This is a genomic window from Streptomyces chiangmaiensis (genome assembly GCF_036281785.1).
Taxonomy (GTDB): Bacteria; Actinomycetota; Actinomycetes; order Streptomycetales; family Streptomycetaceae; genus Streptomyces; species Streptomyces chiangmaiensis.
Map to the genome: position 1 here is coordinate 1 of NZ_JAYWVC010000758.1, position 543 is coordinate 543.

Genomic DNA, 543 nt, shown 5'->3' on the forward strand with positions numbered 1-543 from the left:
ACGGGCATAGCGGCCGGCATGGCCAGTTGAGCGAGAGGCGCCGAGATGCCCCTTCACACCCGGCGGGACGCCCGCGGGTCCTGAGGATGGCTCCCACGTCGGTGGTAGGTCCGTTCGTTGTCTGTTCGTGCTTGACCCGTCGTCAGGCTGGGCTGGAGGCTGAGCCGCCCCCTCCACATCTTCCCATTCGTATCTCGAAGATGGGCCTGCCCCATGCGTACCCTCATCCGCGCCGGCGCACTGACCGCCGGCGCCTCGGCCGTGCTGCTCCTTGCGTCGGCCGCGCACGCCACCGCTCCCGGTGACAACGGCACAGTGAAGATCCACGACGCCAAGACAGGGGAGGAGCTGCGCCGCAACGAGCCCCACGTCTGCACGTTCTACCTCGACGCCTTCGGCTTCGACGCGGTCCAGCAGGTCGACTGGCACATCGAAACCTGGGCTCCTACCGCCGCCACCAAGGGCGAGACCGTCAAGTCCGGCGCCATCGTGTTGGATTCCGTGGGCCACGGCCGTACGGATGACCTGTCGCTGCCCGACGGT

General features: G+C 68.1%; 1 pseudogene. It reads left to right on the forward strand.

Annotated features, from left to right (window positions below):
- Positions 1-213: 213 nt before the first annotated feature.
- A pseudogene (locus VXC91_RS46785) lies at positions 214-543 on the forward strand (hypothetical protein); the annotation flags it as partial.